Origin of the sequence: Pseudarthrobacter chlorophenolicus A6 (assembly GCF_000022025.1) — a bacterium.
Lineage (GTDB): Bacteria > Actinomycetota > Actinomycetes > Actinomycetales > Micrococcaceae > Arthrobacter > Arthrobacter chlorophenolicus.
Window position 1 is genome coordinate 188266 of the sequence record NC_011886.1, and the last position, 25850, is coordinate 214115.

Genomic DNA, 25850 nt, shown 5'->3' on the forward strand with positions numbered 1-25850 from the left:
TGGCGAAACTCCGGTCAAATAGCGGTTGGCCGAAGTTCCGCGACCAACTCTGCAGGGTGAACCTTGAAATTGGCTGGGAACGACGTCGGCATCCGGCAATGACTTGTCGAAACAGACGACGGAAGAGGGTCGTAGGCCGGGGGAGTGGTTGGGTTCATTCCAGCTGGGCGTGGCGGAGGTACTGGTAGACCGTCTCCCTGCTGATGCCGTAGTCACGGGCGAGGACGACTTTCGGGATGCCAGTGCCGGCGCGTTGGACTAGTTCGGCCGCGCGTTCCGGTGTCAGGGTCTTCTTCCTTCCCTTGTAGGCGCCGCGTTGCTGGGCCAGGGCGATGCCTTCACGCTGACGCTCTCGAATGAGGGAGCGTTCGAATTCGGCGAAGGCGCCCATGACCGAGAGCATGAGGTTGGCCATGGGGGAGTCCTCACCGGTGAAGACAAGCTGTTCTTTGAGGAACTCAACCCGCACTCCGCGCCGAGTGAGACCCTGGACCAGCGCGCGCAGGTCATCGAGGTTTCGGGCGAGCCGGTCCATGCTGTGCACGACGACGGCATCCCCGTCCCGGACGAACCGGAGCAGCTCGGTCAACTGCGGCCGGGCGGTGTCCCGGCCGGAGGCCTTGTCCGTGAACACCCGGTCCAGGACCTGGCCGTCGAGCTGGCGCTGCTCATTCTGGTCAAGGGTGCTGACCCGTACGTACCCGATGCGCTGACCATTCACGGAGGCCTCCCGTTCCTCGGTATGTGAGAACGAGTGTCGGCCCGCGCCGAGGGCACGTCAAGACCGGGCACGCGGGAGCTGGCCCTAACCTAAAGGACGGCGGCCATGTCCCCGCGCTGGGAGGAGCCTCACGGTGGTGTAGGTTGCTCACTGGTCAGAAAACAAGCGAGACGAAAGAAATGAGGACCACCACCAGTGGCTGCCGATTACGACGAAGTCCGTTCCGACGTCAAGGAATCCCAGGAACGCTCCCTGGAAGCCCTGAAGTCCGCCAGCGCCCCGGATGCCCGCAGCGTCGTCACCGAACTCGACGAAGCGGACGCCCTCGACGAAGGGCTGACCCCGGGCGGGGAAATCGTCTCCGAAGAACTCATCGTCCAAGTCGTCCCGCAGGCCGCGGACGAGTTCACATGCTCATCCTGTTTCCTGGTCCGGCACCGGTCCCAGCTCGTACGCGAACGCAACGGCCAGTTCTACTGCATCGAGTGCGAGGGCTGACGGCCCGGGCGCCGGCTACGACGTGCCCGCCGGCGGGCCTGTGGGAAGGCCGCACATGATGCATCTGACGCAATAGGCAGGGGTCAGCTTTACATAACGTTATCGGCGTTTAAGAATGGGTGGGGGAGACACCCCGGAACGGGCCCGGAGTGGCCTGTTGAAAACGTGTCCAGTTCGTCCCGTTTGCGCAGTTGCCGGCCGAGTCAGGACGTTGTCAGGCGCGCAATCTGGCATTTTGCGCTGCAGGGCCATTCAGGTTGGTGGGACCGCACCGGACGCGGTCGCCGGCGACTGTCTATGGTATCGAGTGGTGACCCGCAGAAATGTGGTCCTTTTGCTCAGTACCGGCAGGCAACTGACCTGGGTTTGCCGGCAGGGTCCTACGAAATCGGTGGGCAGGTGAAGCCGGTTGACGACGAATTGGTGGTCTCGGTGCCGACTATCCATACCCTGATGGTGCCGGTCGCTTGGCTACACAGCCTGATGTCCGAACCGTCGCGTAACCACAGGAACGCCAGCGGCGGGTTCTAAATGGGCTCCAACGTCGCCAGAGTGAACATATCGAGAAGGCGGCAAGGGCTGCAGTGGGTGCTGGCTTCCGGAGTGCTGAGACCAAAGCCAGCCCCACCCCCAGCAACTCCTCTTGGGAAGGCCGTAACGCCCTTCCCAACAAGGACAAAGAGGAGCCCACTGCCCATCATCAGCGACAACACGCGATTGAGCAACGGGTCAGACGATGCCGCACCGGGCGGCGTCACACCACGTCGCGGAGTCCTGAGCTGCTACGGACCTTACCCTCCGGTAAGGAGTGCCGGGAAAGTCGTGGGATTATCCACTCGATGTTGAGGGCAATGACGGGTACTCAGCCGCGGAATCCCGCCGGTCCCCCACCGGCGGGCTTCCCTTTACTACCGATGTCCTGAGGGTTTTCTAACTTATCGGCGTTTTGGCACCCGAGGGAGAGCGTCCCGAAAGGGGACATCGTCGATGCTATCGAAGGTCCCACGCACGCCTTTGCCCTCCGGGCTGGCGGTAGAAGCTCGATGAACCCAGCCAGCCTTTCTGCACGCGTCCGTCAAGTCAAAGGGTCCTCCCTCGACACAATTAACGAATGCTCGGACATTACTAACTCAATTTGATAATCAGCATCTAGGATCACTTTGGCCGCGCTCAGGCGGCAGTAAAAATGACTCTAGGAGAGCACTTGTTCAGAAAAATATTGGGGGCGACCATTGGGGCGGTCGTAATAGCGGCAACGAGCTTGGTGGGCATTACCGCCGCCCAGGCCGCTCCCGTGCTGTACCTGCCGTACCCGGCTGGCGTGTCTCACACCGTGACGAATTACCCGCATCCGGCCGACGGCTATCAGAATAACGCGGTCGACTTCGATCTGGCCTTTGGGGAAGCCATCTTGGCGTCTGGTGCCGGCAGGGTGTACGCGGCAGGGTATGACAACAACCCTGCCCCGGAGACTAACGGACTGCAGGTCTTAATCGACCACGGCGGAGACCAGTGCACCCAATACGGGCACCTCAGTAGCGTCGCCGTCACCGTGGGCCAGAACGTTCCCCAGGGCCAATATCTCGGGGGCGCCGGTAGAACCGGAGCCGCGACCGGCTATCACCTTCACTGGAACCTCGTACGGTGCTCTGACCGCAAGGCCGTATTTGGCCCGGTCGCAACGGTCGAAAACCCGACCGCCTCATATTGGGTCGGGGAAGTCCTGCGCAGCCAGAACGCCCCAAAGTCGCCTGGCGCGGACGGTGAGCGTGTGTCCGACTTCAGCGGAGATGGGCAGTCCGACGTTCTGGGTGTGGACGGCAACGGCGACTTCTGGTTCTACCCCCACAACGGCAACGGACTCAGCGCGCGATCTAAAATCGGTAGCGGCTGGGCCAACCACAAACACGTGATGTCTGCAGACTGGAGCGGTGACGGTGCCGCAGACGTCCTGGGCGTCGACCCTGCCGGAGATCTCTGGTACTACCCCAACAACAACTACCAACTCTCCAGCCCCATGAAAATCGGATCCGGCTGGGGCAACTTCCTTCACGTCGCGGCGGCGGACTGGAGCGGTGATGGCCAAGCCGATGTCATCGGCGTCGATGCCAACGGCGACCTCTGGTACTACGCGCACAACGGCAATGGACTCAGCGCCGGTGTCAAAATCGGCAGCGGCTGGGCCAACTTCAAACAAATGGCGGCGGCGGACTGGAGCGGTGATGGGCAAGCCGATGTCATCGGCGTCGATGCCAACGGCGACCTCTGGTACTACGCGCACAACGGCAATGGACTCAGCGCCGGCGTCAAAATCGGCAGCGGCTGGGCCAACCACAAGCAAATGATCGCTTCGGACTGGAGCGGGGACGACCAGGCCGACATCCTCGGCGTCGATGCCAACGGCGACCTCTGGTACTACGCGCACAACGGCAATGGACTCAGCGCCGGCGTCAAAATCGGCAGCGGCTGGGCAACGTTCCGACACATCATGTAGCGACCACCTAAAGGATCCTCCTTCCCGCGACACGACATGCGCGCAGGAAGGAGGATCCTTCGGTATCGGAACGTCCGCCTCAAGTACTGAGGTCGAAGTCCAGATCGAGGCCTTCGAAAGCGCCCAGTGCCTTCCATATGGCTCCCACCATGGTGGTGCCCAGCGTCGCGGGGATCGATATCCTGTCCGCGGACGTGAACTGCTCCCGGCCCAGGCCGGCGAATGCGACGATGTCCCTGGCCGGAGACTGGAAGGTGTGGAACGGGCCCAGCAGCCGTACTTCTGAGGCGGGTCTCCTTGGACGGCTACCGCCCAACTTCCCGAGGAAGTGCTGTCCCCGGAGGAGTTAGCCTGTATTTGCGCACGCACGGTCCCGCAACAAGTTGATACCCGCCCTTCTCACCAACACGTGAGGTGCACTCCACCAGCCTTACGGAATATCCATTATCGGCGTATCAAAATGAGCAGGGGAGGCGCCCCGCGAAAGGGATTTTCTCGATCCGATGGCCTGAGGCGCGGGAACGTTGAGTTCGTCACCGATCTCGGCGGCGGCACCGGACGTCTCCGCCCTCGTAGTGGCCCGCTCGGAGGACCAAAAGCCCACATCAACTAGTTGTTTTTCAAGGCATGACGCCGAATGCGTTCCGTACCCGGATGCAGAGGGCGCGGTCATGTGGCCGCGGTCAGCAGCGCATCTACGGCCGGCATCCCTGCGCAGATGACGCCGGACAGGCGCATCAGCCGCAGGTCGTTCGCGATGATCGAGCCCAGCGTCTTCGCTTTGCCGGGATGCCAGCGCGGCACCAGCTCTGCGTAGAGCCCCAGCGCTTCCTCCTCGCGACCAAGGAAGAGCAGGGCGTGCGCATAGTTCACCAAATGCATCAGGTTCTCCGGCTCGCGCACGTGGCCGTTGCGACTCTCGGTGAGCGCATCCCCCGCTCGCCCCGTGTAGAGGTGGACCGCCAATGGCGATCTCCCCTTCCCGTTTTCTGAATACCAGTTACGCCTGCTACTCGCGCTTCTTCTTCCCTCGACTGCCCCGCAACCTGACTGTGCTGCGGCGAGCACTGGGAGGTAGGTTAGAGAACGTCATTTTGAGACTTCGCAGCGGGGCGATGTCTACTGCGTAGTCTCGGTCGATGGTTCGTTCCTGAGGCCGGCCCCGGTACCGTGTTCCGAGTAGTGACGAATCAGGCTGATATAGAAGCAACATCGATCTGTCCGAATGCGTCTGGTACTGCTTGGCATCCATGTATTCGGCAAGGTGCTCTGTGCTCGCATCTTTCGGCGCGACCGATATTGTGAGTAACCAGGAGCCGTAGGAACCTGCACTGTGCGTTGTCAGGCTACGCTCAATGCCGCCACCCTGGGCTGCGCGCCTCAGCTCCCTTAAGTTTTTCCCGATATTTCGTTGAGCGCTTTCGCTCAGTCCTACCAGATCGGCGCCAAACCTTAGCCATCCAGGAGTCTGGGCCGCTTCACTAGAGGATAGGTACTGCTCAACCCACGGCTGCTCCTGCCTTACAGGCTTCGCCGCCTGAGTCCGTGAAAGGCCTTCTTGCCAATAGAACCATGCATCTAGTGGATCAGTGAGCGTCCCTAGCCGAACACGGGACTGCTCTTCATAGCGGCGCGCGTCAGAAGCTTTGATGGGCCGTTCCAGTGGGAGTTGTTTTGCGATCTCCTGTGGGTCTGGGTTGAAGTACATGCCGCCGTCAAGGAACCACATGAACATGTCCAGCTCGTCGACGCCATTGACCATTGTTGCGAGTCTGCGGCCTCGGCGACGGCGCAGGTACTCGAGGAACTGGGCAGGGTGATCGAGGGTTCGGCTTAGCACCATCAGGTCATGCATGCTGACGATCCATGGGACTTCGGCGGACTCGATGATGCCTTTGTCCGCCAGCACATTCATCGACAATGACAGCGGCCCCATGTCATCGAGCATTACGACGATTGAATGGACCTCTGAAGCTGAAGACAAGTCAATCCATTTGCCTTCGACGCTCCAGGCACCTCCGTTGGTCGTTATGAGACGGGTCAGCCGGTCGGCCTGAGCGCTGCCCTCTTTTAGAGTTTTTTCCAGGTCCTTAGCTAGCCGCTGCGCGTTGCCGCTTCGGGATTTTTCCGTGATAGAGGCGGCTTTCACCTCAACGCAGATGGCAACCCCGTCGACCAGGAACAGTATGTCGGACTCGAACTTGTCGGTATCTACAGCAGTACGGTCGGCTGTCTTCCCCAGGCTGGGGGTATCCGCGGCATCAATCGGGCCAATGTACTTCTGTCCCTCCCAACGCGGTTTAGCTCCATGGAGCATCTTGCCAAGCAGGTCAGCGGCTTTGGACTCGGAGTAAACTGCACGGCGCTTGTCATACTTTGGCCACATCTTGGCAGCACTGTTCTTTTTCTCGGCAGCGGCTGCAATCAGCCCGCGTTCAAGGTTGCGGCGTAACTCGTCTTCGCTCAAGAAGCCGTTGAGAAGGAGGTATTCGTCCTCATCCGCGATGCACCCCCATGGGGCGGGAAGTTCACCATCAACGAACCGGAGGACCGGGTTGACGTCGTTTTCCGCCGGCCGGGAGGTGCTGAAGAAGTCTAAGACCGCCCGCGCAGTCGTTTCTGCGACTCCGGAACGGGTGGCGACATCAGCCGGTGCAACGGCGCCGAACAACCTACACTCATTCATCATGATGTTGATGTCGCGTAGGAAGGCCTCGGAGTCGGCTGGCGCGCCGGCTTTGGTGGCTTCCCCAATCCGGTCCCGAGCACCAAATAGCCGCTCATTCATCAGCGCTGTTGATGCCTCGCGGACGGCACGGATGTCGTCGAGGGTGAATCCGAGTACATGCTTGATGACAGACTCAACGGACGGGTGGCCCAGCAGCTCGCTATTTACTTCCCTGGCGATTGATTCATACTGACGTCCGCGGACAGACAGTTCGTACCCCACGAACTCACCAGCGAGAGCGCCGAGGGGCTGGTTGGCCTGCCGGCCCTGAAAGAGGGCGAGTGTACGCGCAGCGGTTACGATCTGAGCTGCCAGGCCAAGGGCTTCTGCAGGGTTGGGTTGGCCGGAGTTTGCCCCCGTTAATGGCTGCCGCGGCAGCCCCATGCCCATCAGCGTCAGTGCCACCACATCCTGGGCGGCTTGGGAGCTCTCTACCTGACTATCGCTCTCACGGAGGTCCGTGAAATCCCACGGCCCGGCGGCGAGGCGGATGAATGCAAGCGCGTCGAATGAGTCAAAGCCCCGCAAACATCTTTCTAGAGAGGTGCGGGCAGCCCCTATCACGTCTCGCAGATTTGACTGAGGGTCCTCATCGCTGCCGATGTTCTCTACCATCTGCTGGTAATAGGCAAACGCTTTGTTGAGGTTTTGGGTGACGTTGCTGCCCACAAAGTTCAGCTGTCCGGGTGCGGAGCTCATGGCGCAAGTATCGCAGTCGCCTCCGACAAACTTGATGTGATTACCCGGGACTCATTTGTCCTGTCAACCTGACAACACGACATAAGGTCAATTATCGGCGTTGAGACTCACGGTGTAACTGCACGATCCGCGACATGCCGCGGAAATGCACTCACTGGCCTATTCGAGCAGCCGGGTCACGTTCCGTTCATGTGGGGCTGTTAGATTCCGGCGGTGCCGAAGGGGCGAGAGGAGACTGTGGTGGATGTTGGCGGGAAGTTGACGCCCTGGGGCCAGGGGTGGGTCAGGGAGAACCTGCGTGAGGCCATCGACCGCCTGGTGGATCTGGGTTACACGGTGACGGGCGGCCAGGGCGATGACCCGGAGCTGATTGATCCCGGCGGATCGGCAGTGGAGACCTGGCGCGAGGACTATCCCTATGGGGAGCGGCTGACCCGGGAAGAGTATGACCTGGAGAAGTACCGGCTGCAGATCGAGCTGCTCAAGTTCCAGTACTGGGGCCAGGACCAGGGCCTGAAAACGGTCATCGTCTTCGAGGGCAGGGACGCCGCCGGTAAGGGCGGGTCCATCAAGCGTTTCACCGAACACCTGGACCCGCGCTCCGCCAGGACGGTTGCCTTGGCCAAACCCTCGGACCGGGAACAGGGGCAGTGGTATTTCCAGCGCTACATCCAGCACCTGCCCACCGCCGGGGAGATCGTCATGTTCGACCGCTCCTGGTACAACCGCGCAAACGTGGAGCGGGTCATGGGATTCTGCAGCGACGCCGAGTACGAGACCTTTATGGCACAGGCGCCCCTGTTCGAACAGATGCTGGTGGACTCCGGGATCCACCTGACCAAGTTCTGGTTCTCCGTCACCCGCCTCGAGCAGCGCACCCGGTTCGCGATCCGGCAGATCGACCCCGTCCGGCGCTGGAAGCTCTCTCCGATGGACCTGGCATCCCTGGACCGCTGGCAGGACTATACGGAGTCGAAGGAACAGACTTTCCTGCGGACGGATACAGACCATGCGCCCTGGATCACCATCAAGTCCAACGACAAGAAGCGCGCAAGGCTCAACGCCATGCGCTATTTCCTCAACCAGTTTGAGTACGACGGCAAAGACCCCTCCATCGTCTTCGGACCCGATCCCCTGATCGTCCGGCGGGGCCGGGACGCTGTGGGCGACTGACCGCGGCGAGCCCCAGGGAGGCACTGGCGTTACCCTGAACGGCAGTCACTCCCGGAGATTACCCGGAGCGGGAAGACTGGTACCTGGCGCACCACAGCCTGCAACAGCCAGATTCCCGTTAAGGCCCCGCGGCCGGCATCGAAAGGAACCACCATGCACACCAGGACACTTGGGCAGGGCTTCGAGGTCTCCGCCATCGGCTTCGGCGCGATGGGGATGTCCATGAGCTACGGCCCCAATCCGGGGGACCGCGCCGACATGGTGGACGTGATCCGGTACGCCGTGGACCAGGGTGTCACGTTCATCGACACCGCCGAGGTCTACGGTCCCTACGTCAACGAGGAACTCGTGGGCGAGGCGATCGCACCAATCCGCCACCAGGTGCAGGTGGCCACCAAGTTCGGCTGGAACATCGTGGACGGCCGGATGCAGGGCACGGACTCCCGGCCCGAGCAGATCCGGCGCGTCGCAGAAGGATCGCTGCGCCGCCTGGGCGTCGACTCCATCGACCTGTTCTACCAGCACCGGGTGGACCCGGCGGTACCCATCGAGGAGGTTGCCGGCACCGTGGGTGAACTGGTGGCCGAGGGCAAGGTCAAGCACTTCGGGCTCTCCGAAGCAGGAGCCGGAACCATCCGCCGCGCGCACGCCGAGTTCCCGGTGACAGCGGTCCAGTCCGAGTACTCGCTGTGGACCCGCGACCCCGAGGCCGAGGTCCTCCCCATGCTGGCCGAGCTGGGCATCGGATTCGTGCCATTCAGCCCGCTGGGCAAGGGCTTCCTCACCGGAACCGTTCCCGCCAGCAGCACCTTCGCCCCGGACGAAATCCGCTCCCGCATCCCGCGGTTCCAGGGCGAAAACCTCGCCGCGAACCAGGCACTCGTGGACCACGTCCGCGCGCTCGCCGGTGCGCGCGGCGCCACCGCCGGCCAGGTGGCCCTGGCGTGGCTGCTGGCGCAGCACCCCTTCATCGCCCCCATCCCGGGCACCCGCCGCCGCGAACGGATCGACGAAAACGCGGCCGCCACCACCGTGGCACTCTCCGCCGACGACGTCGCGGACCTCAACGGCCTGGCCAGCAGGCTCGGCGTCGCGGGGGACCGCTACGACGAGAACGGCATGAAGATGGTCAACCTCTGACCCGGCCGGCCGCCCGCACGAAATCAGGCAATCAGCGCCAGCACGCCGCCCGCGGTGACCACGCCGCCGGCATCCACCCGCACGTCGCCAAGGGTGCCGGCGCGGTGGGCTGTCACCTGGGTTTCCATCTTCATCGCTTCAAGGACGACGACGGGATCCCCGGCCGCCACCTCGGCGCCCGGCTCGACCAGCCACTTCACCACGGTCCCTGCCATGTCCGCCCGCAACTCACCGGGGGCCGCGGCACCTGCGGCAGTGCCGCCGTCGTGCTCTCCGCTGATGGGGCCGCCCGCCAGCGTGACGCCCGCGGGAACCGGGCCGCCGGAGCGCGCCCAGCCGTCCAGCAGTGCTGCGGGCAGCCCGACGGCGAGGCGCCGGCCGTCCACGTCAACGGTGATGGTGCGCCGCGCACCGTCCGGGACGGACGTGCCGAACTCCGGGTCCGCGCCGATGGTCTCCGCGAAGTCCGTTTCGATCCAGCGCGTGTGGATGCCGAGCCCGGTTTCGGAGGTGAAATCGGGCGCCTCCACCACGGCCCGGTGGAACGGCAGCACGGTAGCCACGCCGCCGATCTGCATCTCCGCCAGGGCCCGGCGTGCCCGGCGCAGCGCCTGCTGCCGGTCCGCGCCGGTGACGATCAGCTTGGCCAGCAGCGAATCGAACTGCGGCGCCACAACCGACCCTGCCCGGACGCCGGAATCGAGGCGGATTCCCGGGCCGGTGGGGCCGCTGAACGCGGTGACGGTCCCGGGTGAGGGCAGGAAGCCGCGGCCCACGTCCTCGGCGTTCAGCCTGAACTCGAAAGCATGCCCCCGCGGAGAGGGATCGGAGGCAAACCGGAGCCGTTCGCCCGCAGCAATCCGGAACTGCTCCTGGACCAGGTCGATGCCGGTGGTTTCCTCGGTGATGGGGTGTTCCACCTGCAGGCGGGTGTTCACCTCGAGGAAGGCGACGGTGCCGTCGGCGGCCACCAGGAATTCGACGGTCCCGGCCCCCGCATAGGAGGCTTCGCGGCAGACTGCCTTGGCGGCGTCGTAAATCTGGCGGGTCTGGCCGTCGGTGAGGAACGGGGCGGGGGCTTCTTCCACGAGTTTCTGGTGCCGGCGCTGCAGCGAGCAGTCCCGGGTTCCGACGACCACCACGTTGCCGTGCTGGTCCGCCAGGACCTGGGCCTCAACGTGCCGGGGCCGGTCCAGGTAGCGTTCCACGAAGCATTCGCCACGGCCGAAAGCCACCACGGCCTCGCGGACTGCGGAGTCGAACGCCTCCTCCACCTGGCCCATGTCCCGGACCACTTTCAGCCCGCGCCCGCCGCCACCGAAGGCAGCCTTGATGGCGATGGGGAGGCCGTGTTCCTCGACGAAGGCGCGCGCCTCAGCGGCGGAGTCCACCGGACCGTCGCTTCCGGCCACCAAAGGCGCCCCGGCGCGGACGGCGATCTCCCGTGCCGTGATCTTGTTGCCCAGCTGCCGGATGGCCTCCGGGCTGGGCCCGATCCACGTCAGCCCGGCGCCGATGACCGCTTCCGCGAAACCGGCGTTCTCGGACAGGAAGCCGTAGCCGGGGTGCACGGCGTCCGCTCCGGACTCCGCGGCGACGCCCAGCAGCTTGGCGACGTCCAGGTAGGTTTCCGACGGCGCGTTGCCGCCCAGGCTGTAGGCCTCGGTGGCGGCGCTCACGTGCATGGCATCGGCGTCCACGTCCGCGTAGACCGCCACGGATTCGAGCCCGGCGTCCTCGCAGGCCCGGGCGACGCGGACAGCGATTTCTCCTCGGTTGGCGATGAGGACCTTGCGCATCAGTTGCTCACTTCGTTTAGGGAATCGTGGGAAGAATTAGCGGGGGCAGGCAGCCCGGGCGCCCAGCGGAACCGGATTGAGCCGCCCACCGGAACCTGCGCGGCGAGGTCCAGGTGGTAGTCCGCCACCACGCCGATCACCGGGTAGCCGCCCGTGATGGGATGGTCAGCCAGGAACAGTACGGGCTGGCCTTCCGGCGGGATCTGCAGGGCGCCGGCCATGGTTCCCTCACTGGGCAGCTCCCCGTCCCGGCTGCGGCGGAGCGGTTCACCGGCCAAGCGCATGCCCACCCGGTTGGACCGCGGAGTCACGGCCCAATCCTGGCTGCACAACAATTCCAGCGCCGCCGCATCGAACCAGTCGTCGCGGGGACCGGGCACGATGTCCAGCACCGTGACACCGGCGTCCGGGTAGTCGGGCTGCAGCTCGGGGTTGCCCACCACGTTGGAGTTTGTGGCAACCCCGGCGCCGAGCAGTTGTCCGGCGGCCAGCGGTGCCGGCCCGATTCCGGACATGGTGTCCGTGGACCGGCTGCCCAGCACGGCTTCCGCTTCCACGCCGCCGCGGATGGCCAGGTAGGTGCGGAAGCCCTTTTCCGGGGCGCCCACGGTCAGGGTTTCGCCGTCCAGCAGGGCGAAGGCGGTGGCCATGGGAACGGTGCGCACCTCTTCGTATTGGGCACCGTCTTCGTTGTTATCGGTTCCGGCAGCGGACGACGGCGTCACTACAGTCAGTGCCGACGGCGCCCCGGTGACGGCCAGTACCTGGTCGCCCACGGCCTGGACGCGCAGGCCGCCGGCCACGCTTTCGATCACGGCGGCGGAGGGGCCGTTGCCCAGCACCCGGTTGGCGCGCCGCACCGAGGCGCGGTCCAGCGCGCCGGCTGAGGATACCCCGAGACCCGCATGCCCTGGCCGGCCCAGGTCCTGGACCAGGCTCTGGAGCCCGGGGGAGAGGATGCGGAGGCCTGACTTCACGGCGGAATGCCCGGAGGTTTCGGCCGGTGCGGCCGGGATTTCCACGAGTTCCCGTACTGCGCGGAACTGGACCCGGTCTCCGGGAGCGGCCAGTGCCGGCTGTTCCCGGCTGAGGTCCCACATGGGTGCTGCGGTGCGGCCGATCAGTTGCCAGCCGCCCGGCGACTGCCGGGGGTAGACGGCAGAATAGTTGCCGGCCAGCGCCACGGAGCCGGCAGGGACAGCGGTGCGGGGCGAACTCCGGCGCGGGACCTCCAGGGCCTGGTTTTCTCCCACCATGTAGCCGAAGCCGGGGGCGAAGCCACCGAAGGCCACCGTCCAGACCTGCCCTGTATGGGCGGCCACCACTCCGTCAGCCCCCAGGCCGGTGAGCCGGCCCACTTCGGCGAGGTCTTCGCCGTCGTACACGGTGTCGATGGTGATTAGCGCGCCCTCGGTGTGGGACTGGACCGTCAGGTCCATCGCCAGCAGACGGTCAGCCATCCTTCGCGCCGCCGCGGGTGAGTCCGCCTTCACCATCACGGTTTCGGCGGCGGCCAGGACGTCCACCTGGCCGGGAAGCGGCGACTCAAGCAGGAGGGCCTGCAGGGCCAGGACGTCGTGGAGGCCGGAGAGCTCGGCGAGCACCGCCGTGGTGCCTACCGGCCGTACGGCCAGGACCCGGGCGGACAAAGCGCGGGCTGCCGTGGCGGGGCTGCTGACTGTTTCCATGGGGACCCGGCCGCGCCGCTCAGGCGTGGCTCTCCTTTGCGCTGTTGTTGAGGAGGCGGACATCTTCCTCAGGCTGCGGATCGCGGCCCAGGCGCATGCCCACGATGGTGATGACCGCGGTCAGCGCCAGGTACCCGGCAATCAGGTGCCAGCCGCCGGAGGCCGCGCCGTAGAGGGCGGTGAAGATCAGCGGGGCCACGGCGCCGCCGATCACGCCGGCCAGGGTGTAGGCGAGCGAGCTGCCGGCGTAGCGGAGGCGGGCCGGGAACTGCTCGGTGATGAACGCGGCCTGCGGGCCGTACATGAAGGCGTGCAGGGCCAGGCCGATCACCACGCCGATGGTGAGCATCAGCACGGACTTGCCCTGGATCATCAGGAAGAACAGCGGAATATAGACGGCGGTTGCGGCGGCGGCGATCCCATAGACCCAGCGGCGGTTGAAGCGGTCCGTGAGGGCGCCGGCGGCCGGGATGAGGAAGAGCTGGAAAGCGGAACCGATGAGGATGGCCGCCAGCACGTTGCCGGTGGTCATGCCGAGTTCCTTGGTGGCGTAGACGGCCACGAACACGGTGAAGAGGGCGTACAGGACGTCCGGGCACAGGCGGGACAGGGCTGCCGAAACCAGGGCCTTGGGTTCCTTGGTGAAGACCTCCTTGATGGGGGCCTTGGGGCGGTCGCCGTGGGCCTGGATGGCCTTGAAGACAGGGGTCTCCTCAAGCTTGAGGCGGATCAGCAGGCCGAACGCCACCAGGAGCGCGGACGCCAGGAACGCGACGCGCCAGCCCCAGGACAGGAACGCTTCGTTGCTGAGCGAGGCGGCCAGGACGGCCAGGACGCCGTTGGCCATGAGGTTGCCGGCGGGCGGGCCGATCTGTGCGGCGGAGGACCAGAATCCGCGCTTGTTGGGATCGCCGAATTCGCTGGAGAGGAGCACCGCGCCGCCCCATTCGCCGCCGACGCCGATGCCCTGGGCCAGGCGCAGCAGCACCAGGATGATGGGGGCGGCCACGCCGATGGCTGAGTAGTCGGGCAGGGCGCCGATGAGGACGGTGGCGGCGCCGATCAGCACCAGGGTGAAGACGAGGACGTACTTGCGGCCCACTTTGTCGCCGAGCCGGCCGAACACCACGCCGCCGATGGGGCGGGCCAGGTAGCCCACTGCGAAGGCCGAGAAGGACAGGAGCAGCCCCACGAACTCGTCATCCGAGGGGAAGAAGATCTTCGGAAAGACGAGGGCCGAGGCCACCGAGTAGATGGCGAAATCGTAGTACTCGAGCGAGGTGCCGGTGAGGCTGGCGACATAGGCCTTCAGTGCGCCGGCCGGCGGCTTCCTTGCCGCCGTCTTTGCTGCCTTGTTGGTGCTGGTCATGGTGTTTCTCCGAAGGATGTGGGTGTTGCGCGGGGCCTGTTGGCCATGGATGCGGGTGGCAGTAGCCGGGCGGATTGGCTAGGCGAACGCGCCGATGCTGATGCCGGCGTCGGCGAGGGCGGACTTCACAGCGGTAGCCATAGCCACCGCGCCTGGGGAGTCACCGTGCACGCAGATGCTTTCTGCGCGGATCTTCAGGATGGACCCGTCGATTGTCCTGACGGACTGTTCGGTGGCCATCCTTAGTACATGCTCCGCCACTTCGGCGGGATCGTGAAGGACTGCGCCCGGCTGGGTACGGGACACGAGGGTTCCGTCCGGGTTGTAGGCGCGGTCGGCGAAGGCTTCGGTCACTGCCCTCAGGCCTGCTTCCTCTGCCAGCCGCAGGACTTCCGAGCCCGGCAGCCCCATGATGGGCAGGCCCGGGTCCACGGACTTCACGGCGTCGACGACGGCGCGCGCCTGGTCGGTGTGCGACACAATCGCGTTGTACAGGCCGCCGTGCGGCTTCACGTACTGGACCTTCGTTCCTTCGGCGGCGGCGAGGGCCTGCAGCGCACCGATTTGGTACACCACGTCGTCGGCCAGTTCGCTGGGGCTGATGTCCAGGAAGCGGCGTCCGAAGCCTGCGAGGTCGCGGTAGCCCACGTGCGCGCCGATGACCACGCCGGCCTCCGCCGCGTTCCGGCAGGTCCTGCGGATCACGCTGGGGTCCCCGGCGTGGAATCCGCAGGCCACGTTGGCGCTGGACACCGAGCTGAACATGGCGGCGTCGTCGCCGAGGGTCCAGCGGCCGAAGGACTCGCCGACGTCGCTGTTGAGGTCGATGGAAGTCATTTGTGATCCCCGTCTCATTGGTTGGTCATATCTAGGATGCACCAAATCTACGGATTGTTCAACAATCCTTCGATTCAACGATGTGACGATCGTGTAAATTCTCGGGTATGGCCACCATTGACTCCGCTCCCGCTTCCGCAGGCCGACTCCGGGTGGCAGTGCCGTCCGTGGCCGAACGCGTGGCCCAGGAACTCCGCCGCCAGCTGGCCGAAGGCGCGCTGATCCCGGGGGCCAGGCTCACCGAATCCACCATTGCCGAGGACCTGGGCGTCTCACGGAATACGGTGCGGGAAGCTTTTGCCGAACTGGCCAGTGAGCGGCTGGTGGTCCGGCACCCCAACCGCGGCGTCTTCGTGGCAAGCCTGGGGGCGGAGGACATCCACGATGTCTACACCGTCCGGCGGTTTATAGAAGTCAGCGCGATGCGCGGCGGGGGGAGCCCCGAGGACGTGGCCGCTGTCCGGGCCGCCGTGGAGGAAGGCAAGCGCGCAGCGGCAGCCGGTGACGATGAAGCCGGGGGAACCGCCAACCAGCACTTCCACGGTGCCATTGTGGCGATGGCACGGAGCCCGCGGCTGAACACCATCATGGCCCAGGTGCTGGCGGAGATGCGCCTGTTTTTCCACAAGGCCACGGCGGACGCACTGTTCTACCAGCGCTACCTGCCGGACAACGAAGCAATCTGCGAGGCCCTGGAAGCCGGCGAACCGGACCGGGCTGCGGATCTCCTGCTTGCCTACCTGGACCGCTCCGAGGACAACCTCGCGGCAGTGCACGGAGAGTAGCCGGCGGCAGGGTGGCGCCGGGGGCTTACTCGGCGATGTCCTCTGCCCAGAGGTCCGGGCTGGTGTCCTGGAACTCGCGCATCATGTCCACGCAGCGCTGGTCATCGAGGACTATGACTTCGACGCCGCGGGACCGCAGGAGCTCAAACTCGCCGGGAAAGGTGCGCGCTTCGCCCACCACCACCCGGGGGATCTTGAACTGGATGATGGTTCCGGTGCACATGGCACACGGGGCAAGGGTGGTGTACAGCGTGGTGTCCCGGTAGCTGCGCTGCCGCCCCGCCGCCCGGAGCGCCGACATTTCCCCGTGCGCTATCGGATCGCCGTTCTGGACCCGCTCGTTGTGCCCGCTGGCGATGACCACGCCGTTGCGGGCAAGCGCCGCGCCGATGGGGATGCCGCCTTCGCTGGAACTTTTCCGGGCCGCCGCGTAGGCGGCTTCGAAGGCGCTCTCGGAAGTGGCCTTCGGGGGCAGGGTGGCGGCCGGCAGCCGGGTTTCGGAAGTCATCCGGTCATTCTCGCATGCGGCATTTTCCGGCGGACCGGAGGAGGCCCCGGGCGGCGGGACCTCCTGGCTGTGATGCCGGATTTGGGGGTCTTCGTCAGGCGCGGGTCCGGCCTTGGACGAAGTGGAAAATCAGGACAACAACGGCGACAACCAGCAGGATGTGGATCAGGCCGCCGCCAATATTGGCGAGCAGTCCGAGCAGCCACAGAACGGCGATGATGATGGCAATCCAAAGCAACATGGAATTCTCCTTGTGGGTACATTTCGGATGGAATTGTGCTTTAGCCCGCGGATTTTCACATCCTACGCCCGGCGCAATCCACGGATGCCAAACACCGCGCTGTTAATTTGCCCACCCCCCAGGGGACCGGTCCGCGGCCACCACCAGGGGAACGTTCCCCAACCGCCGGGACCTACTTCTTAGTGACCCGGTACCGTTCGATCTGCCGGAGGCGCCGCAGGAGGCTGTCGCGCCGGGGGTGCGGAACGGCGTCGGCCGCTTCTGCCGTGAGGTCAATGTGCCTGGTGCCGAACTGCCACAGCAGGAGGTCATCCAGCAGCCGGTCCGGTCCGGGGGAGTAGCGGTGGTCCAAGGCCTTGCGGACCTCGGTGATCTGCTCCGCGCGGAGCAGCCCGGCCAGTTCCATGGTCTGGGTGAGCCCGTGCGCCGCGAGCAGTTCCGAGGCCCAGCCCCAGTCGTCATCCACCTTGCGGTCCACGTGCGGCAGCAGTGTGCGCCACACGTCCCGGATCCGGTTGGGTGTCAGCGGCGCGGCGCCCTCCCCGTCCATGTCCCAGAAGCTGCGCACTTCCTCGTAGCGTTCGTGCAGGTCCGCGAACGCCGTCTCCACCGTTTCCAGCATGGCTGCTGTGGCAGTGAACTGCCGGTCGAAATGCGGGGTCCAGGCCCGCGGATCCTCGGCCTTGAAGCGGATATCGTGCTCAATCTCGCTCCACGCGTGCGCAAAGATGGTGCGGATCTGGCACTCGAAGAAATAGCTGCCGTTGGGCGTGATCTCCGGGTTGAAGACCTGCTGGTACTCCTTGACGGCCTCGTTCTGGATGGTCCGCAGGATCAGGTGCCGGCTCGAATACCCATAAGTGCCGGACTCGATGGAGCCGATGTCCTTTTCCCGGTCCCCGCGGCAGTCGAACAGCTGGCGCTGCCGCTTAATGATGTTGGCCACCGCTGCATTCTCGGCCGGAAGCTTGGTGATGACGCGGATCCCCACCATGTCATTGAGGGTCCGGAACGGGTCCGGAAACTTCAGCAGCCGCCGACCGCCCGGCTCCAGCGGCTCCTCGGTGCGGGAGATCTTTTCTTTGAACGACTCCACTGTTTTGGTGCGGCCGGTGACGAACAGCGGGGTGACTTCACTGTCTTTGAGCATGTCCCGCAGGACCAGCAGCACATCCCGGGTAACCAGCTTCAGGGCAGGGCGGACGCGCTCGTACAGCTCCACGTTGTGCTGCACGGATTCGCGCAGCGGCTCGTCCAGATTCTCCCAGTTACTCGGCATGTTCCCAGCTTACGGCCGGGGTCTGACAGAACGGCGGCTGCCAATCCTTGCGCGTCACAGGACGCCACCGGACACCTCGTCCCCGTCCCGCAAACCTGGGCGGGGGGAGGGGAATGAAGGGGGCATGGAAGTGTTGACACTCCCCGCGGGCTGGCCTAGCTTTCAATCCATCTGGTGGGGTAAGAGCGGCCCCGGGGCCGCCGGTACCGGTCTCGTCGCCGCGAAGGCACACTACCCGTTTCCTCCGGCGCGCGTGGGCGGAACTGTCAAGGCCGGAACCGCCCGGCGCCCTGCACCAGTCCAGGACTGCAACCATGACCAACTTATCGAAGGCCCGCCGCATCGCCGCGGCAGCAGCAGCACTCTTGACGGCCGCCGCCCTCGGGATCAGCCCGGCGCAGGCCGCACCCCAAAGCGGAGCGCGCTACGGTCCAGGTGCGGCGGGAAGTGGTGACTCTTACTTCCCGAATGCGGGCAACGGTGGGTACGACGTCCTGCACTACGGCCTCGACCTCCACTACACGCCGCCGTCGGGTGCGGGCGGTGCGGGAAACCTCACCGCAGAGGCCAGTATCACGCTGCGCGCCACCCAGGACCTGGACGCCCTCAACTTCGACCTGCGCGGACTCACCGTCACCGCCGTGGACGTGGACGGCAAGGACGTCAACCGCGGCGCGGGCGCCTTGGAATGGACCCAGGTGCAGGACGATGCGAACCGCCGGTGGGAACTCACCGTCGGGTTACGGCCAAAACTGAAAGAAGGCCAGAAAGCGACCATCACCATCAGCTACGGCGGTGCCACCGGCCGGCCCCAGGACACCACGGGGGCGCTGTACGGATGGGTGACCACCCCTGACGGAGCCATTGTGGTCAACGAACCCGACGGCGCCCCCACCTGGTTTCCGGTGAATGACGACCCCGAGGACAAGGCCACGTACTCCTTCCGCATCACCGTTCCGGAAGGAAAAACCGCAGTGGCCAACGGCCTGCCCGGCGGCGACCCGGAAACACAGGCCGGCTGGACAACCTGGAGTTGGGAGGCGGCGGGCCCGATGGCCAGCTACCTCGCCACGGCAAGCGTCGGAGACTTCACGCTGTCGTACGGCGAGGGACCCGGCGGCCTACCGATCATTAATGCGGTGGACACTGGTGTGACCGGCTCCGCGCTGGTGACAACCGATGCGGCTCTTGCGCTGCAGCCCGAGATGATCCGCTACCTGTCGGACCTGTTCGGGCCGTATCCGTTTGAGGCCTTCGGGGCGATCGTCGACGACGACTCGGTGGACTACGCCCTGGAAACGCAAACCCGGCCGGTCTATTCGGGGGTTGCCGGTGAGGACACCGTTGCCCACGAACTGGGTCACCAGTGGTTCGGTAACAGCGTCAGCCCGGCGGACTGGAAGGACATCTGGCTCAACGAGGGCTGGGCCACCTATGTCGAGTGGCTGTGGGCCGAACACCAGGGCAAAGCGACGCTGGCCCAGCAGTTCACCGATACCGTGGCTGAACTGGACAGCAAGAACCTCTGGGGGCTGGACATCTCTGATCCGGGACGGGACAACCTGTTCGCCGAGCAGGTGTACCGGCGGGGAGCCATCACGCTCCATGCACTGCGGGCCAGGATCGGGGACACGGCCTTCTTTGCCGGGGCCACCGAATGGCTGGACCGCTACGGCAATTCCTCGGCAACAACCAGGGATTTTGAAAAAGTCATGGAGGAAGCCTCAGGCCAGCAGCTTGACGCGTTCTTCAACGACTGGCTGCGGGAGGGGAACCGCCCGGCTATGCCGTAGTGGAGCCGCGCACCACCAGCGACGTTTCCAGCGTGACGCCGCCCGGCTTCAGGAACTTGCCCTCCATCAGCCGGCGCAGCTGCTCGCCCGCTTTCTGGCCCAGGGACGTGGCGGGCAGATGGACGCTTGTCAGGCCCGGATTGCTGGTGGCCGAGTAGGGGAGGTCGTCGAAGCCGGCCACCGCGAGTTCCTCCGGGATCCGCACGCCGGCCACACGAGCCTCCTGCAGCACGCCGTAACCGTGCGTATCGGTTCCGCAGACGACGGCGGTCACCCCCGCTCGCTGCCACTCCGGCCAGGCGGCGGCGAACGCGGCGGCCGCCGTGCCGACGTCGATGGTGGTGCTGATGATCCGGTCCGGGCTCACGGAGATGCCAAGTGCCGCGGCCTCCTCCAGGAACGCCGCACGCCGCACGGCAAACGTGTCCGTGCCGGTCACACTATCCACATAGGCCGCTTCCGTGTGCCCGGCCGCGGCCAGGTGCGCGGCCAGCTGGCGTGCCCCGCTGGCCACATCCAGGTTGACGGACGGCGCGTAGGACTCCAGCCCCGGCGCGTCCAGCAGGACAAGGGGCGACGGCGAGGCGAGGTCTTCGAGGAAGTCCGCGTTGGGTGCGTCCACCAGCAGCCCGGCCGGGCGCAGCGACATGAGCCGCCGCACGTCATTGGCCTGCGGAAACTCGCCCGCTTCGGTGACGGACAGCAGCAGCTGGTACTGCGGGCCAAGTGATTCCCGGACCCCGTCGATGACCTTGGCGAAGAAGGGGTTTGAGATATCAGGCGCCACCAGGATGACGATGGAGCTTACGCCCTTGGCCAGCGAGCTGCCGATTCCGTCCACAACATAGCCGAGCTCGGCAATGGCGTCACGAACCCGGGTGACGTTGTCCTCGGAGACGCGCCCCGCCGTCTTGCCGTTGGCCACCAGTGATACTGTCGCCGTCGAAACGCCCGCGCGGGCGGCGACCATGGCCGCCGTGATCCGCTGTGGGCGCGCGTGCTGCTGCCTCTGTTCCGCGGATTCCATATGTTGATCGTAGTGGGCGGAGGGAGTGCTTGGGCCCTAACTGCCGCGGCCGCTCCGGGCCTGCCCACGCGAGGTGAGTATGGCCCGGGACGCGAACGCGCAGCCGGCGAGCAGCAGAATGGCTGCCGACACGATGGAGTACCAGACTCCATTGGCGGTCAGTGCGATGTAGACGCCGATGAGAGAGAAGACAACTGCCCCCAGCGACCAAATGAGCGTTGCCCTCTTGGTGTTATCCATTGGTTCAGCCTAGAGGACATCGTCCCTGCTCAGCGTTCCGGCCGCGCCTGCGCCGTCCGTGGCAGCGCAAGCATCTCCCGCGCGAATGGCAGCACCGGCCGCAGAGCGTAATTAGCACGCATGTGCTGTAAAGACCGCAGCCCGGCACCACATGGCATCAAGCGCTTGACCTGCATTGACGTTAAGCGTTTGACGTACGCCACATTCTGCTGCCATGATCACTTTTGAACGCTACAACTCCCCGGACGCCAGGCAGCTGGCACGGGCCCCAATGACGTGGAGAACACCATGGAACCCACCTTCCAGAACCCTGAGCCGGTCCAGGGCATCGAGCGCAGGAAAATCATCCTGGACTGCGACCCCGGGCATGACGACGCCGTGGCGTTGCTGCTCGCACACGGCAACCCCAACATCGACCTGCTGGCCGTCACCACCGTGGTGGGAAACCAGACCCTCGAAAAAGTCACCCGCAACGCGCTCGCCGTGGGCACCATCGCGGGCATCACCGGCGTCCCCTTCGCCGCCGGCTGTGACCGCCCGCTGGTCCGCAGCATCGAAACCGCCCCGGACATCCACGGCGAGTCCGGCATGGACGGCCCCGCCCTGCCCGAGTCCACCATCGAGCTGGACCCGCGCCACGCCGTGGACCTCATCATCGAGACCGTCATGGCGCATGAGCCGGGCACCGTCACCCTGGTCCCCACCGCCGGCCTGACCAACATCGCCATGGCCGCCCGCAAGGAACCCCGCATCGTGGAACGCGTCAAGGAAGTGGTCCTCATGGGCGGCGGCTACCACGTGGGCAACTGGAGCGCCGTGGCCGAGTTCAACATCATCATCGACCCCGAGGCCGCGCACATCGTCTTCAACGAGAAGTGGCCCGTGGTGATGGTGGGCCTGGACCTCACCCACCAGGCGCTGGCCACCCCGGAGGTCGTGGAAAAAATCGCCGCGATCGGCACCGGCCCGGCGAAATTCGTCACCGAGTTGATGGACTTCTTCGCGCACACCTACAAGGACGCCCAGGGTTTCGACTACCCGCCCGTCCACGATCCCTGCGCCGTGGCCTACGTGATCGACCCCAGCATCGTCAGCACCCGCAAGGTGCCCGTGAACATCGAACTCCAGGGCACCCTCACCCTGGGCATGACAGTGGCGGACTTCCGCGCCCCGGCACCGGCCGACTGCCACACCAGCGTGGCCGTGGACCTGGACCACGCCCGGTTCTGGGACCTCGTCACCGACGCACTGGTCCGCATCGGCGAGCCCGGCGCCGGTGACCTGCATAGCGCAGGCAACGCGTCCGACGTCGTCCCTTCCGAAAGTGCCCAGCTCACCGCCGGAGGGGTCAAGTAAATGACCACCACCCTTACCGAAACCAAGACCGGCCGCGGCAACATCGCCGCCCTTATGACCGCACTGCTGGCGGCCTGTGTGGCGTTCCAGCTCAACGCCTCGATGCTGAGCCCCGCCCTGGTGACCATGGGCGAGGAACTTAAGGCTGACCAGGCCGTCATTGGGCTATCGCAGACCTGGTTCTTCACCGCCGCCGCCCTGTTCTCCCTGTTCCTGCCCCGGCTGAGCGATATCGTGGGCCGCAAGAAGGTCCTCGTCGGCATGATGGTGCTGATGGCCGTGGGCTCAGTCATCGCCGCCCTCGCCCCGGACATCACCTGGCTCTTCGTGGGCCGCATCATCCAGGGCGTCAGCGGCCCCACCGTTCCCCTCTGCCTCATCATGCTGCGCTCCGCCGTCAGCAACCCCCGCAAGTACGGCACGCTCATGGGCCTGATCACCGCCGTGAATGGCGGCGTGGCGGGCGTGGACTCCTTCGTGGGCGGCTACTTCGCCGAGCACTTCGGCTTCCGCAGCATCTTCTGGCTGATGGTGGTCCTGGCCGTCGCTGCCACCGCCCTCATCATGTTCCTGGCCGCCGAAAGCAAGCCCGCCGCCGGTACCCGGATGGACTGGCTGGGCGTGTCCTTCATCGTGGTGGCCGTCGGCGCCCTGCTCACGGCCCTGAACCAAGGCTCCAAGCTGGTGGGCGGCTTCAACTCCGGCACCCTCATCCTGAGCCTGGCCCTCGTGGCTGTATCCGCCGTCGCATTCTTCGCGTTCTGGCGCACCGAACAGCGCGCAGCGCAGCCCATGGTGGAAACCGTGCACCTGCGCCAGCGCGCCACCTGGGCCCCGCTGCTCACCACCACCCTGACCATGACCGGCATATTCGCCGTCATCAACGGCATCGTCCCCGCTTACGTCCAGGCCGCGGATCCCGGCTTCGGGGTGGGCCCCACCGAGATGTCACTGATCATCCTCACCCCGTACGCCCTGCTCGGCTGGGTGGTGGGCCCGCTCAGCGGCAAGCTGGCGCCGGTCCTGGGTTACACCAAGGTGCTGCGCATCGGCCTGCTCGGCAGCATCGCGGCGCTGGCCGTCATCGGGTTCCTGGGCCTGCACAGCCTGCCCATGATGATTGCCGGAACGGTCTTGCTGGGCATCATGTACGCCGGTACGGTCAACATCATGCTCAACGGACTCGGCGTTGTCCTCTCGCCCGCCGGCAACCCCGGTTTCCTGCCCGGCATGAACGCAGGTGCCTTCAACCTGGGCGCAGGCCTGAGCTTCCTCATCCTGCCGGCCGTGCTGGTGGCTACCGCGTCCCTTGGCGATGCGACTGCTTCTTACCTCACCGTCGTGGTGGTGGGCCTGGCGCTGACCGTGGCCGCGTTCGCTGCATCGCTGCTGATCCCCAAGCCGGTTGAAGCCGAGGTGGCTGCATGAGCACAGCAGCCGGGCCGGCCGATTCGACGGGCACCGGCCGGATCGTCGTCGTCGGCTCCCTCAACGCCGACCTCACCATCTACTGCGAACGGCTCCCGCAGCCGGGCGAAACGGTGCACGGCAATGGCTTCGCCGTGAACCCGGGCGGCAAGAGCGCCAACCAGGCCGTCGCCGCCGGCCGGCTGGGCGGGCGGGTCAGCCTGGTGGGTGCCGTGGGGGATGACCCCAACGGGCACATGCTGCTGTCCTCGGTGGCCGGTGCCGGCGTGGACGTGGGGCTGGTGCGCAGCTCCAGCGAGCCCACCGGCGTCGCCGTCATCTCCGTTGACGCGGCCGGCGAAAACAACATCATCATCTCCGCAGGCGCCAACGGCACACTGTCCCCGGCGGACGTGGCGGGAGCCGCGGACGTCCTGGACGGCGCCGCCGTCGTCAGTCTCTGCCTGGAAGTTGCCATGCCCACGGTCCTGGCCGCAGCGCAGGCGGGGCACGACGCCGGCGCGAAAGTCCTGCTGAACCTCTCGCCGTACGCGCACATTCCGCGAGAGCTGGCCGGGTTGGTGGACGTCCTGCTGGTGAACGCCCATGAAGCGGCGCTGTTCCTCGGCCCCGGGGCATCCGTCCCGGGTGCCGACGCCCACGCCGCGCAATGGGATGCCGTCCGCGAACGCTTCGCTGAACGGGGGATCCGGCAGGTCCTGGTAACCCTCGGTGCCCATGGTTCCGTGGTGCTCGATTCCGACGCTCCCGCCGGCCGCGCCGTGGTGTTCGTAGCACCCACCAAAGTGGACGCCGTGGACACCACCGGTGCCGGCGACGCCTTCACCGGTGCCGTGGCCGTACGCCTCGCGGCCGGCGATGCGCTAGCCGACGCCGCAGCATTCGCCTCCGTGGCCGCGGCCCTGGCCACCACCCGCAAGGGGACGCAGGCGGCGTACCCGGAGACGGCCGACGTCGAACGGCGCCTGCGCAAGTCCTGACAGCCAGGCGCCCGATCCTAAGCTTGTTCGCCAGTCCTGACCTTCACGGCTAGGACCGGCGAACAAGGCCAGGACTCAGCGGCTGTGGCCCGGCACCAAGGCCCCCGGAGGCTCAGTTCAGCAGCCAGGCCGCCCCCAGCAGCAGCGGAACAGCCAGCGCCGAGGTGATCACCGCCGTCGTCTGTGCAAGGCTCTGGCCCACCCGGTACCGGACGGCGTAGAGGACCACGTTCTGGCCGGTGGGCAGGATGGCGCAGGCGGTCACCACGAACGTGTTGAAGTCGTCCAGCTGGAAGACGTACCTGGCCAGGATCCAGGCCAAGGCGGGCTGGATGGCTGATTTCAGGACGACAGCCAGGAACGTGGGGGCGCTCTCGCTGCTGCTGGCCCGCGGTGAGAGGCCATGGAGGGACATGCCGAAAATGATCAGCATCAGCGGAACCGTCACCTGCGCGATGAGCTTGAGCGGGTCCAGGACCAGTTCCGGGATCTCAATGCCCGCGGCGCTGACGATGATGCCCAGGATGGCCGCCACGGTCACGGGATTGCGGAACGGAGTGGCCAGGATGCGCCGCAGGGACGGTTTGGTCCCGTCCGGGTTGGTCAGGTCCAGGATGGTCAGCGCGATGGGGGTGATGACGGCGAGCTGGAACAGCATGATCGGCGTGACGTAGGTGGCACTTCCCATGACGTATTGCGACAACGGAACGCCCAGGTTGGTGGAGTTCACGATGCCCGTGGCCAAGGCGCCGATGGTGGTGCGGCGGACTCCCCAGCGGGCGATCACGCCCACCAGGGCGAACACCGCCATCATGGCCACGGCGGTGACCACGGAGATCAGGCCCGTCTCACTCAGGACCTCCGAGATATGCCGGGTGGCGATCATCGAGAACATCAGGCTGGGCAGTCCCACCAGGAACGTCAGGCTGGAAAGCACCTTGGTGCCCTGCGGGCCCAGCGAATTCGTTTTGCCCAGCACGTAGCCCACGAGCATGACCACGCCCACCACAAAAAATCCCTTTAAGACGCCGTCCACAATAGAAGTCCTTCATTCAGCCCGCGTGGGG

Annotated in this window: 23 protein-coding genes; 9 read left to right on the forward strand and 14 right to left on the reverse strand. The window is 65.8% G+C overall.

From position 1 onward, the window contains the following. Positions 1-154: 154 nt before the first annotated feature. Positions 155-721 carry a recombinase family protein gene (locus ACHL_RS00830; RefSeq protein ID WP_012630905.1) on the reverse strand — a complete coding sequence of 189 codons (567 nt, stop codon included), beginning with the start codon at positions 719-721 and terminating at the stop codon, positions 155-157. A 195-nt stretch (positions 722-916) separates the two neighbouring features. On the opposite strand from ACHL_RS00830, the gene ACHL_RS00835 reads away from it, so the two are divergent. Together ACHL_RS00835 and ACHL_RS00840 are read left to right on the forward strand one after the other, a co-directional pair. Beyond that, positions 917-1219 carry a DUF4193 domain-containing protein gene (locus tag ACHL_RS00835; RefSeq protein WP_012630906.1) on the forward strand — a complete coding sequence of 101 codons (303 nt, stop codon included), beginning with the start codon at positions 917-919 and terminating at the stop codon, positions 1217-1219. A gap of 1264 nt (positions 1220-2483) precedes the next feature. Further along, positions 2484-3713, forward strand: a complete 1230-nt coding sequence (locus ACHL_RS00840; RefSeq protein WP_167534767.1) for a peptidoglycan DD-metalloendopeptidase family protein — start codon at positions 2484-2486, stop codon at positions 3711-3713. Positions 3714-3792: 79 nt separating this feature from the next. Here the strand turns inward: ACHL_RS00840 and ACHL_RS00845 are convergent, their stop codons facing one another. The 3 genes from ACHL_RS00845 to ACHL_RS00855 form a co-directional block, all read right to left on the reverse strand. Then, positions 3793-4029, reverse strand: a complete 237-nt coding sequence (locus tag ACHL_RS00845) for a hypothetical protein (RefSeq protein ID WP_043793663.1) — start codon at positions 4027-4029, stop codon at positions 3793-3795. A 353-nt stretch (positions 4030-4382) separates the two neighbouring features. Next, positions 4383-4679 (reverse strand): hypothetical protein, encoded by a 297-nt coding sequence (locus tag ACHL_RS00850; RefSeq protein ID WP_012630908.1) that lies wholly within the window; start codon positions 4677-4679, stop codon positions 4383-4385. 43 nt (positions 4680-4722) lie between these two features. Next, positions 4723-7140, reverse strand: coding sequence for a hypothetical protein (locus ACHL_RS00855; protein ID WP_012630909.1), 2418 nt, complete (start codon positions 7138-7140; stop codon positions 4723-4725). Positions 7141-7380: 240 nt separating this feature from the next. On the opposite strand from ACHL_RS00855, the gene ppk2 reads away from it, so the two are divergent. Together ppk2 and ACHL_RS00865 are read left to right on the forward strand one after the other, a co-directional pair. Then, positions 7381-8313, forward strand: coding sequence for a polyphosphate kinase 2 (ppk2, locus tag ACHL_RS00860; protein WP_012630910.1), 933 nt, complete (start codon positions 7381-7383; stop codon positions 8311-8313). 153 nt (positions 8314-8466) lie between these two features. Next, the gene (locus ACHL_RS00865; protein WP_012630911.1) at positions 8467-9453 is read left to right on the forward strand and encodes an aldo/keto reductase; all 987 of its coding nucleotides are present in this window, start codon (positions 8467-8469) and stop codon (positions 9451-9453) included. Between the two features lie 23 nt (positions 9454-9476). Here the strand turns inward: ACHL_RS00865 and ACHL_RS00870 are convergent, their stop codons facing one another. The 4 genes from ACHL_RS00870 to ACHL_RS00885 form a co-directional block, all read right to left on the reverse strand. Continuing rightward, positions 9477-11252 carry an acetyl/propionyl/methylcrotonyl-CoA carboxylase subunit alpha gene (locus ACHL_RS00870; RefSeq protein WP_012630912.1) on the reverse strand — a complete coding sequence of 592 codons (1776 nt, stop codon included), beginning with the start codon at positions 11250-11252 and terminating at the stop codon, positions 9477-9479. Continuing rightward, entirely contained in the window at positions 11252-12940 is a 1689-nt protein-coding gene (locus ACHL_RS00875) for a 5-oxoprolinase subunit B/C family protein (protein ID WP_012630913.1), read from the reverse strand. The genes ACHL_RS00870 and ACHL_RS00875 overlap by 1 nt, the downstream gene beginning before the upstream one ends. Before the next feature lie 19 nt (positions 12941-12959). After that, the gene (locus ACHL_RS00880; RefSeq protein ID WP_012630914.1) at positions 12960-14309 is read right to left on the reverse strand and encodes an MFS transporter; all 1350 of its coding nucleotides are present in this window, start codon (positions 14307-14309) and stop codon (positions 12960-12962) included. 78 nt (positions 14310-14387) lie between these two features. After that, a complete protein-coding gene (locus ACHL_RS00885; protein ID WP_012630915.1) occupies positions 14388-15146 on the reverse strand; it encodes a LamB/YcsF family protein in 759 nt (252 codons plus the stop codon). Positions 15147-15253: 107 nt separating this feature from the next. Between ACHL_RS00885 and ACHL_RS00890 the strand changes: the two genes are divergently transcribed. Next, complete coding sequence (locus tag ACHL_RS00890; RefSeq protein WP_012630916.1) at positions 15254-15931, forward strand: GntR family transcriptional regulator; 678 nt, start codon at positions 15254-15256, stop codon at positions 15929-15931. A 25-nt stretch (positions 15932-15956) separates the two neighbouring features. On the opposite strand, the gene ACHL_RS00895 is transcribed toward ACHL_RS00890, so the two are convergent. The 3 genes from ACHL_RS00895 to ACHL_RS00900 form a co-directional block, all read right to left on the reverse strand. Beyond that, positions 15957-16439: a nucleoside deaminase gene (locus tag ACHL_RS00895; RefSeq protein ID WP_012630917.1), complete on the reverse strand. Its 483-nt coding sequence runs from the start codon at positions 16437-16439 to the stop codon at positions 15957-15959. A gap of 94 nt (positions 16440-16533) precedes the next feature. After that, positions 16534-16680, reverse strand: a complete 147-nt coding sequence (locus ACHL_RS24085; RefSeq protein ID WP_012630918.1) for a lmo0937 family membrane protein — start codon at positions 16678-16680, stop codon at positions 16534-16536. A gap of 172 nt (positions 16681-16852) precedes the next feature. Continuing rightward, positions 16853-17959 carry a GTP pyrophosphokinase gene (locus ACHL_RS00900; RefSeq protein ID WP_012630919.1) on the reverse strand — a complete coding sequence of 369 codons (1107 nt, stop codon included), beginning with the start codon at positions 17957-17959 and terminating at the stop codon, positions 16853-16855. 314 nt (positions 17960-18273) lie between these two features. Between ACHL_RS00900 and ACHL_RS00905 the strand changes: the two genes are divergently transcribed. After that, the gene (locus ACHL_RS00905; RefSeq protein WP_012630920.1) at positions 18274-19752 is read left to right on the forward strand and encodes a M1 family metallopeptidase; all 1479 of its coding nucleotides are present in this window, start codon (positions 18274-18276) and stop codon (positions 19750-19752) included. On the opposite strand, the gene ACHL_RS00910 is transcribed toward ACHL_RS00905, so the two are convergent. Then, positions 19742-20779 (reverse strand): LacI family DNA-binding transcriptional regulator, encoded by a 1038-nt coding sequence (locus tag ACHL_RS00910; RefSeq protein ID WP_043793665.1) that lies wholly within the window; start codon positions 20777-20779, stop codon positions 19742-19744. The two genes, ACHL_RS00905 and ACHL_RS00910, sit on opposite strands and share 11 nt — an antisense overlap. Positions 20780-20815: 36 nt before the next feature. Further along, a complete protein-coding gene (locus tag ACHL_RS00915) occupies positions 20816-21019 on the reverse strand; it encodes a hypothetical protein (RefSeq protein ID WP_012630922.1) in 204 nt (67 codons plus the stop codon). A gap of 288 nt (positions 21020-21307) precedes the next feature. Between ACHL_RS00915 and uriH the strand changes: the two genes are divergently transcribed. The 3 genes from uriH to ACHL_RS00930 are packed head-to-tail and all read left to right on the forward strand — an operon-like array spanning position 21308 to position 24783. Beyond that, positions 21308-22375, forward strand: a complete 1068-nt coding sequence (gene uriH / locus ACHL_RS00920) for a uridine-preferring nucleoside hydrolase UriH (RefSeq protein ID WP_012630923.1) — start codon at positions 21308-21310, stop codon at positions 22373-22375. Continuing rightward, positions 22376-23803 (forward strand): uridine transporter UriT, encoded by a 1428-nt coding sequence (gene uriT / locus ACHL_RS00925; RefSeq protein ID WP_012630924.1) that lies wholly within the window; start codon positions 22376-22378, stop codon positions 23801-23803. Further along, positions 23800-24783: a ribokinase gene (locus ACHL_RS00930; protein ID WP_012630925.1), complete on the forward strand. Its 984-nt coding sequence runs from the start codon at positions 23800-23802 to the stop codon at positions 24781-24783. The genes uriT and ACHL_RS00930 overlap by 4 nt, the downstream gene beginning before the upstream one ends. Before the next feature lie 112 nt (positions 24784-24895). On the opposite strand, the gene ACHL_RS00935 is transcribed toward ACHL_RS00930, so the two are convergent. Continuing rightward, the gene (locus ACHL_RS00935) at positions 24896-25819 is read right to left on the reverse strand and encodes an AEC family transporter (protein ID WP_012630926.1); all 924 of its coding nucleotides are present in this window, start codon (positions 25817-25819) and stop codon (positions 24896-24898) included. Positions 25820-25850 lie beyond the last annotated feature (31 nt).